This window comes from Hydrogenovibrio sp. 3SP14C1 (assembly GCF_029625905.1).
Lineage (GTDB): Bacteria > Pseudomonadota > Gammaproteobacteria > Thiomicrospirales > Thiomicrospiraceae > Hydrogenovibrio.
Genome location: NZ_JARTLM010000011.1, coordinates 84,087 through 93,738, shown reverse-complemented (window position 1 = coordinate 93,738; position 9,652 = coordinate 84,087). Strand labels below are relative to the sequence as shown.

General features: G+C 36.8%; 7 protein-coding genes. 1 reads left to right on the top strand and 6 read right to left on the bottom strand.

Features of this window, described 5'->3' with window-relative positions:
- Window positions 1-104 precede the first annotated feature (104 nt).
- Genes P8629_RS10265 through P8629_RS10250 form a run of 3 tightly spaced genes read right to left on the bottom strand, consistent with a single transcriptional unit; the run spans window position 105 to window position 6,016 of the window.
- On the bottom strand, window positions 105-3,959 hold the full coding sequence (locus P8629_RS10265; RefSeq protein ID WP_442908698.1) for a YhdP family phospholipid transporter: 3,855 nt from the start codon (window positions 3,957-3,959) through the stop codon (window positions 105-107).
- Entirely contained in the window at window positions 3,960-5,432 is a 1,473-nt protein-coding gene (gene rng / locus P8629_RS10255) for a ribonuclease G (RefSeq protein ID WP_278166043.1), read from the bottom strand. It abuts the gene before it with no gap.
- Window positions 5,433-5,437: 5 nt separating this feature from the next.
- Window positions 5,438-6,016 (bottom strand): Maf family protein, encoded by a 579-nt coding sequence (locus P8629_RS10250; RefSeq protein WP_278166042.1) that lies wholly within the window; start codon window positions 6,014-6,016, stop codon window positions 5,438-5,440.
- A gap of 114 nt (window positions 6,017-6,130) precedes the next feature.
- Here P8629_RS10250 and P8629_RS10245 point away from each other — a divergent pair, with 114 nt between their 5' ends.
- Window positions 6,131-6,520 carry a hypothetical protein gene (locus tag P8629_RS10245; protein WP_278166041.1) on the top strand — a complete coding sequence of 130 codons (390 nt, stop codon included), beginning with the start codon at window positions 6,131-6,133 and terminating at the stop codon, window positions 6,518-6,520.
- A 24-nt stretch (window positions 6,521-6,544) separates the two neighbouring features.
- Here P8629_RS10245 and P8629_RS10240 read toward each other — a convergent pair whose 3' ends face one another.
- From P8629_RS10240 to P8629_RS10230, 3 genes are read right to left on the bottom strand one after another with little or no spacing between them, the layout of a single operon-like run.
- On the bottom strand, window positions 6,545-7,639 hold the full coding sequence (locus P8629_RS10240) for a glycosyltransferase family 9 protein (RefSeq protein WP_278166040.1): 1,095 nt from the start codon (window positions 7,637-7,639) through the stop codon (window positions 6,545-6,547).
- Window positions 7,640-7,654: 15 nt separating this feature from the next.
- On the bottom strand, window positions 7,655-8,392 hold the full coding sequence (locus P8629_RS10235; protein ID WP_278166039.1) for a hypothetical protein: 738 nt from the start codon (window positions 8,390-8,392) through the stop codon (window positions 7,655-7,657).
- Complete coding sequence (locus P8629_RS10230) at window positions 8,385-9,644, bottom strand: O-antigen ligase family protein (RefSeq protein WP_278166038.1); 1,260 nt, start codon at window positions 9,642-9,644, stop codon at window positions 8,385-8,387. Before P8629_RS10230 ends, P8629_RS10235 begins: the two co-directional genes overlap by 8 nt.
- Between the last annotated feature and the right edge of the window lie 8 nt (window positions 9,645-9,652).

The following is a 9,652-nucleotide window of genomic DNA, read 5'->3' as shown; positions in this document are numbered from 1 at the left end:
GCCTTGGCTGCTTTATTTGGGCTCTGTTTGAAAGAGATGCGTATTCTAACCGCCACCCGTTTTTTTGCAACCCTTTTCTTTACTTTTTTTACAGTTTTTTCATTTTATTCTGAATCCAGAATTGATTGACCTTTAATTCCAGATTGCCCTTTAAGGTTTATTAGGTCTAGATTCAATCCCTTAGCCTTAATTTGTGGTGAATCAAATGTTCCTTTAACTTCATATCGATAAGTCACAAGATCTTCATTCACAATGGGGACTAATTTCATCAAGGCATAAGCGGCTAAACCGGCTATAGGGGTTGCCACACCACTTATCGCTGCGATAGCGGGAAGGGAACTGCCGATAGAGGGTGTAATCTCAGCTGATAAATCAAGTTCCTTTTGTACCAGATTCACTTCTCCAAACACTTTGGCTTTAGCCGCAGGTGCTTTTAGGTTGAGTTTCTCAAAACTAAACACCCCTCTATTAAATTGACCTTTTCCTTTTATTGAATCATATGCCAGTCCAGCATCAGTTACATCTTTAATATTTAATTGCAATCTTCTCGCAAGTGATTCAAAACTTAGCAACCCTAAGATTCTTGCTATACCAGGTTCTGCATCTTTGATCACTCCATCCTGCAACTCAAACGATACATCGCCTTTCAGCCCTATCAAAGAATAGCATTGGTAATTACCGTTCCAGTTCAAATCGACCGACATGTCTGCTTGTTTACCTTTAAACCCTTTCTTAAGACCTAAAAATAAAGTGACATTCTCAACATCATCAGAATCTGCTGTACCTGATAACTGACTAACGTTCTTCACTTTATCATATTGATACTGCCCATTAAAAACACCTTTGACCCCTTCAGGCTGAATATTAATCTTTGACAACGTCAACTTCTCAGAGGTATCTATTACATTAAACCTAAGTTGTGCAATTTTTTTACCATTAAGATTAATATTCTGCCCCTGGAAATAAATCTTTGTATCAGGAACAACCTCACTACTGGCCTCTTTACAGGGCTGTTTCTTCTCGAGTTCTTCTGGGTCTTTGACTGGTGAAACCATATTCAGCTTTGATAGCTTAACTTCATAGTCGCCATTTGAAAGTTTGCTTGCGACCGCCTCAACATCCTTTCCTTTAACACTGATCGCCAAATTTTCTAACTCATTTTCCTTAAGCGTTGTCCAGTTAACATCAACACCATTAAAATCATAACCGGCTAAAATCACTTTATTTAAATGCAGCTTAGAACTTTGCCATTTTGTATTGGTGTGTTTATTTTGCTCAGAAGAAAACTTAAAACCAAGCTTATCTTTTATTTCTGGCCAGATAGACAACCAACCGTCGAGATCTAAAGTATCTAATGAACCGGCAATCAAAAAAGCATCATTAGAAGCTTTCTTAGGAATTGGTTTATCTTCCCCAATAATTGCAGACAATTGATTAAACGATTTTTTAGAAAATGAATACTGAGTTTTGGCTTTTATCAAATCACCTAGGGCGAAACTAATATCAAGCAAATCATCCGCCACTTCAATTTTTGAGTGGAAAGCCTTAGGTCGAATATTAGACTCGCGCATATTTTCTTCATTTAACGGTGCTGGAAGAGAACTTTCCATCTTTGTTAAATCGACATCTGCGACCATTTTTATTCTTTCTTTCTTTTTAAATGGGATTTGAAGTGAGGTTTTCCATGGCAACAAGCCTTTATATAAAGACTCATTAAACTTTGCTTGGCCTTCCGAATTAATAAAAGCCACGCCATTTTTAGTTAAGACAGATGTATTGACTTCTCCGCCCTGAAAGAGAGCGGATATTTTTTCAGATGAAAGACTTTGTTCAGTAAAGTTAAGCTTTCCTTGAACTTCTGTAAACACCAATCGATCATATAAAGTTAAATTCACTTTATCGAAATCGATTCGAGCTTCAATAGCTTCTTCCTTTTTATCGTAACCATAAACCGGAATCCATATTTTAGAAAACACAATCGACACAAGGCCCGACAATTCAGCATCTTCTTGTAAAAAAGGTGACACCCCAATCTTTTTAGCCAAGGGTGTTTTTAAAAGGTACTCAATAGCGTTACTAGCATTCGCTTCAGCCTTACCTTTTACTTGAACGGCAATATTCTTTGTTTCCAAGTTGTTTATATCAACCACCACATCATGCCCGGCGACTTGGCCTAAATCGACTTTTTTCGATGTAATTTGCAGGTTATAAGGGGTAAACTTCAACTTTGCCGAAAAGCCCTTCAATGCTGGCCAATCTGGCTGAAACTGCAACACGGCCTTATGAATATCAGCGGTTGCCTCAAAAACACCTTCTTGATGCTTAAATGGAAAGTCATTCAAGTTTCCTTTTACTTTCAAATGTCCAGTAATATCATCACCCCCTACTAGAGCGGTCTTTAACCATTTTTCTAATTTAGAAGACATCAAACTGTATGGAAGGTATTTTTTGACAAAAACTAGACTGCCAGGCTGGATAGTCATGTCTAAATCAAGCTTTCCTGAAAAATCTCCTGTCGCAGTTAAATTGACAGGCATTTCATCAAGCGTGAAATGAGCATTAGTCGTTCGCCACTGACGATTTTTATGAACAAGTTGAAAATGCAACCCTTGCTTTACATCTAAAGCTATTGGGTAAGAACTAATCGCATTGATTGAAAGGTTAATTGGCGAGGGCGTCTTGAGCCAAATATCTTGGTGATTTTTTTCAATTTTTAAATCTTGTAAAGCCAGGCCTGGTAAATTTTTATCAGCTGGAAGCTGAATACTAGGTATTTCCAAGCTTAAATACTTTAACTCTAGGTTATCTAAATCAAGCAATCCATCAACATTCTTTAAGCTTAAGGTATTTAATTTTTTACCAAACCCTTGATAGTCAAACTTTTCCATCAGTAAGCTAAAAAAAGGTTTTACAACATTAAAGTCGACCTCATTTGCTTGAAACTTTAAGGTTTTATTATTTTTTAAACTTAAATAGATGGGGGATACGGTTTTTAAGTACTCTTTTCCAAAACGAATTTTTTCTAACTCAAATTGCCAGTTTTCTAACGCATCACCACTGAATTGGTTCGTCGCCACCCAGTTCAGTTCAGCCCCTATACTTTTTGGCAATAAATGATCATTTTCAGGCCAGGTTAAGTCCTGAGCATTACTGGTAATATGAAGCTTAGACAACTCTCCTTTTTTGACCTCAAGAGAAAGGTCTCCCAACAACTCACCGGTCGGTAAAATTTTAATCCAGCTCTCAGGCATCACTTGATATAAATTAGCCAAATTAAGAGGTGTCAAAAAATTAGCAGACAAGTCTCCTTCCTCAAGTCTCCCCCACAAGTTAATATCAAAATCGCCTTTTAACTGGAGTCGAGTAGAAAGCTTTTGCTGGGTTCGTACACTTAAAATGCCCCCGAAAGACCATTTAACACCCCGATACGCTTGAAAGGAATCAATGCCTAATGTGATTTTCCCTTTCTGTTTTGTTGTTGAACTAAATACAATATCTTCTAGGTTAACAACTTTCCATACCTTATTAAATGACACCGCCTTCCAGCTTGTCAAAACGGTATGCCATATATCCTCCCTGTTAGAAGGAGACGGCGCCTCTGAGTCTTCATTTACAGAACGTATTTCTGCATTCAAACCAGACACAACCAAGCGATTACCAAAACTTATATCAGGAACAAAAGGAGAAAATACATTTAAATCACCACTGGCAGATGCCAAACTTGCCGATAATGTAGCGTCTTGATAACTTACGCCTTGAACTTCAAAATCTAATCCAAGCCAGCTTTGGTCAATAGAAATTTTTTGAACTTTAATAGTGGAGTCATTCCACTTTTCAACATAAGACAAAAATTGGTCAGGCGCATATTGAACCCAGGTAATAACCCCCCTGACAATTAATAAATAAATAACAAAAAGGGCTAATAAAAAAAACAATAGCTGTTGAACGCGTTTCAACATTTAGGAAATCACCACATCGAATTGCTCAATAAAATAACCACTTTCCGCCTGAAAACGGATACTTTTATTTAAAAACGTTTCGAGCTCTGCAACATTTCCAGATGCTTCATCCAAAATATACGAGACAACTGGCTCTGAAGCGATGACTCGATAGTACTCCGCATCAAATGACTTAGCCATACGGGTTATTTCTCGAAACACTTCAAATGCAATAGTCTCTGGTGTTTTGACAGACCCTCTTCCATGACAAACGGGGCAAGGCTCACAAAGAATTCTTTCCAGACTCTCACGAGTTCTCTTGCGTGTCATTTCAACCAAACCTAAATTCGATATTTCGGTAATAGACGTTTTAACCCGGTCCTTTTGCAACTCCCTTTGCAACGCAGAATAAACAGAAGCTTTGTGCTCTTTGTCGTCCATATCAATTAAATCTAGAATTATGATGCCGCCTAAATTCCTTAAACGTAGCTGGCGTGCGATTGCCTGGGTCGCTTCTAAATTTGTCCGATAAATAGTTTCTTCTAAATTTTTGTGTCCAACAAACCCACCAGTATTAACATCAATGGTCGTCATGGCTTCTGTCTGGTCAATAATTAAATACCCACCAGACTTGAGATCTACACGCTTTTCCAATGCCTGCTGAATTTCATCTTCAATACTATAGAGGTCAAAGATAGGTCGTTCTCCCGAGTAGAGACCTAACTTGTCAGATAAATCCATCACATAAACACTCGAAAACTCGACCATCTTTTTATAGGTCTCTGCGGAGTCCACACGAATAATTTCAATCCGATCAATCGGTATATCTCTCAAAATATGTAAGTACAGTGGTAAATCTTCATAAATCAAAGCCGATTTTTTGACGCCTTTTGCTTTCTCTTGGATACCCGCCCACAGTCTTTGTAAATAGATTAAGTCCGCCCTAACTTCATGAAAGTTAGCCCCTTCAGCTACGGTTCTGACAATATAACCACCTTCAGATTCTTTCACTTCCGGTATGGCATTAATAACTTCTCGGAGTCGTTCTCGCTCTTCAGCACCTTCGATCTTTTGGGACACACCAATCATTTTCTCATCTGGCATATAAACCAACATTCTCGAAGGAATGGTGACATGCATAGTCAAGCGGGCTCCTTTTGAACTGATCGGATCTTTTACAACCTGAACCATTACCTTTTGACCAGCGTGCAAAAACTTTGTAATGTCTTCACAGTCTTCTTCAGTTTCTTTTCCTATTGCTCTTTTACAAATATCCGAAACATGTAAAAAAGCGGTTCTTTCCAGACCAATATCAATGAATGCGGCTTGCATCCCAGGCAAAACCCGATCAACTTTTCCAATATAAATATTGCCGACCAATCCTCTTTTATTAGCTCTTTCAATCCAGACTTCCTGAAGCACACCATTTTCAACCCAGGCGACTCGAGTTTCAGAAGGCGTCACATTCACTAATACTTTTTCTTCGTTGTACATAAAATTTATTCCGAGTAGAAATTTGATTCTTTAAGTAATTTATCAAGCTCGTATAAAGGCAATCCCATTACAGCGGAATAACTTCCTTCAATTTTTTCAATAAACTTTGCAGCCTGCCCTTGAATGCCATAGGCACCCGCTTTATCTTCAGCTTCACCCGTTGCCCAGTATTGTTCAAACTCTGAATCTGAAATAGATCTAAAAAATACTGTCGTTTGGCAGACGTCCGAATAAACAGCCCCGTCATTGACAATGGCAATCGACGTCAACACTGTATGCTTTTCACCTGAAAATGACATCAGCATTTGGTAAGCATCCATTTTATGCTTGGGTTTGCCAAATACTTTACCGTCTTTTAATATAATCGTATCACTTCCCAATACCCAAACATCCTTTCCGGGCACTTTATTAAACCCTGACAAGGCCTTTTCCACTGCCATTCTTAATACAAAAGATTCAGGGCTTTCATTCGGCAACCCCGTTTCTTCAACAGGCGCATTAACAAAATCGAATTGAATACCTGCTTGGTCTAATAATTCTTTTCTTCGAGGAGATGAAGAGGATAGATACAACCTACGTTTCATAAAATTTCTCTAGTTCTTTTTATCACATGTCTTTTCGTTTATGATTTATTCTAGTTTTAAGCGAAGCTTTATTCTACCTTTATATAAATCAGCTATGACAGGAGTTTCCAGACTTTGGATACTATCATTACAGACCACAGCCCTAAAAACCTTGAAGAAAAGTTTGAAAATCATTTTTTATATCAGACGAAAGACTATTCTTTGATGTGTGAAGAAACCAAAATCCCTTGGTTACAGATTATTCCAAATCGAGGGTTGGACGAAGCGTATGTGGCAAGCTTATATGGCGAGATTTATCGTTTAGCGGAGTACTTAAAAGAAAAAGGATTAGGACCACATTACAATGTGGCAAAAATTGGCAATAAACTTCCTTATTACCATATTCACTTGATTTTTAGAAAAACCAATGATGAGGTTTGGCCAGAGCCTGTCTGGGGTCAAACATTAATTAAAGACATATCCACCATAAATAATTTAAAAAAAATTTTGACTTCTTTTCAATGAAATAATTTATTTTTTATTAAAGACTTACAACAAGTCTCCTTTCTCAAATTCATTAATGACACCTAAAACTCTTTCAGGTTGAAGTTCCTTCATACAAACAATGCCGTTAGGACAAATATCTTTAAACTTGTATAGATAGCAAGGTGCACAAGAAACATTTTCAGCGATTAAGGCCTGATGCTTTTTATCATGAACAGGAAATGTTGATTCGGGTGGAAGCACATTAAAAAATGCAATCACATGCGGTTTATTAACGGCTAATGCCATATGAACAAAACCTGAGTCGACTCCAACGATATAGTCGAAATAGTCTAGCATCGCTAAAGTATTGACCACTGAATGACCTTCTACCTTTATCTCGCCCAACCCCCATTCTATTAATAATTGCTTACCTTTTACCACCTCCTTAGGAGCCACCAACATAATTGGTTCAATTTGATAAGATTTCAAACTAATTAACAACTGCTTCCAATATTCATCTTTCCATCTGCGCTTAGGGTCAGTTGAAAAAGGGTTAAACCCTAATAATTTATAATTGTTATTATGATTTTGTTTTTTCCAATTTTGAGCATACTCTCTATTTTTATTAGAAGTCCATGCCTCTCGTTGATATATGTCATGAGGAGAAATACCGATTGCACGAAGTAAATCAAAAATATTTTCTGGACGATACCTTGAATGAAACTCTAAGTGAAGCTGAATAGTTAATAGATGCTTAGTGCCATCATTATCATAACCAACACGATGTTTTACCCTACCCAAAAAAGCGATGAGTGCAGTTCGAAAAGTACCAGAAGGTAAGAATGTTAAGTCAAACTGGAATGCCTTTACTTTTTTAGCAATAGCAAAGCTTTGCTTTTTATCAAACAGCCAAACTTCATCTACATATGGACAGTTTTGCATTACCTCATATGTTAAAGGCCCTACCAGATTAACAATATATACATTCGGAAATGCTCGTCTCAACTCCCGAAAAAAAGGTGTGCTCATCATTAAGCCACCTAGCTGATCAATCCCTTGAATAAGAATTCTATTAACATCTGATTTATCAAAAAATTTCTTAATAGTCAAACGTTGATTAGGCTCAAAAAAATCTGGACTTGGTTTAACTTGATTCACAAAAAATCCCACCTACTAGTTTTCAAGCCATGCTTGTTTTATCCACGGTGCATAGCGGTATTTATCGTAAGGACCATACATTACATCTTCGGGATCAGGCTTACCATGAAACAAAACAATGGAAGTATTTTCCGGAAACGGAACCTCTCCTTTCGGCATTAAAAAAGGCATCTTTTTTCTAAAAAAATGCCCCCACTTTCCAAACGAAAACGGTGTTTTACTTTTTAAATCTACTTTAAAAGATTTAATTAGCTGCTTTGGATACACAATAGCATCCAGGTAAACATGTTCAATCCAATCCTGATCTCCATGCATATTATTAACAATCTTATCAGCCTGAATTTCAAAAGAATCCCAGATAAAATGATACTTATCTGGCGAGAAACACATCACAGAACTATTATATCTATCGGGTTCATCATCAGCAGAAATACATAGCTTATCGCTCAGCTGAACAAGAGGGTCAAGAGCTCCAAGAATCACAATATCCAAATCTAAAAATAAAACTTTATCTGCCTTTTCGGCACTTAAAAACCCTGACTTGAAGATCAAAAGCTTATACCACCAACCTTTTAAATCAAAATCAGCAGGTAACGATTGAACGATAACACCTTCGTCTAACCCGGTGGCATTTTCGGTTAAACATGTAAATGAGAAAGGTAATGTAAGATGACGATTTACCATTTTAAATAAACGGTTTACATATTCAGGACCATACTTGTTCCCCCACTTCAAACAAACAACCCTAATCATCAAATTTTCTCTCTTTAGAACTTAATGAAGAAACAACTACCGCGCCAAAGGACAGCATATATAGAATAGTGGTGTAAGTATAAGTAAACATCGCTCCAAATAAGAGAATAAACCATACTGAAATGATAAACCCAACACCATAAATAGCTTCAAACTTATGCCCCAATTGAAACCATCGCATAAATACAACAGCAGGGTACAAAACAAATAATACAAGTGCTAACAGACCAATAAAACCGGACAATACCCAATCCATTAAAAATTGATTATGAAGGTGAGTAAAAGTTGTAATCTTATGCTTTATACCGTCAGGATATTTTGATTGACTTGCGTAATACTTCAAATCTTCTTTATATTGGTTTGGGCCGACTCCGAAGAAAAAATTATCTTCAACCATGTCACTTCCAACATCAAACATAACAACCCTCAACCCCAAAGATGAATAAAACTCATTTTTCTGTGCTAATTGATAATCTCGAACAACATCGTTAACCTTATCCTTTGCCATATAACTGGCCATTCCTATCAACCCTAATGCACCGATTAAAAGCACTATTTTAATGCTTGGTTGCATCTTTTTTGCATTTATAACTGCATATACAGTTATAAAAACAATTGGGACTACCAACATAACTACTGCTGTACGAGATCCAACCCAACTTGACAAAATAAAAGCAACAACAAATAAAAACATAAAACGTTTTTGCCGTCTGATTAAAAATAACAGTCCAAATAAAAATGCCGTCAAAGGCAAAAAAAATCCTGTTTTACCAATATCTGCAAGAATGTTACCGTACCTATAGTTAAAGTTCCAATTTTGCGAAGTGGACATTTCGACGACTAACAATATAACTGCAAAAAATAAAGACGAATAAGCAACAGATTCCATCACAAAATCATCTAATTCAAATTTACTTGCGATCCAGAACCAAATCAGAAGCAATAAGATAAATCCTGAAGAAGATAAGCGCCAAATACCATCATCTACATAAGGAGGTCTTAACAAAAAACTTAAAATAAACACCATGGCATAAACACCACCACTCCAAATCCAACCTTTTTCAAGAACTGAAAGGTTCTTTTGAAAACTTCTATCTTTTGCAAGGCTAATCAAAAGCAACAAAATCAATACAAATATTACACCACTTACTTGAGCTAAACCCTCAAAGTACAAAGGCGCAATAGCCGCTGCTGTCATAAGAAAAAACAAACGTTTTTTCCATTCATCAGATAATTGCTTCAATGCTTTCAATTAAGTGT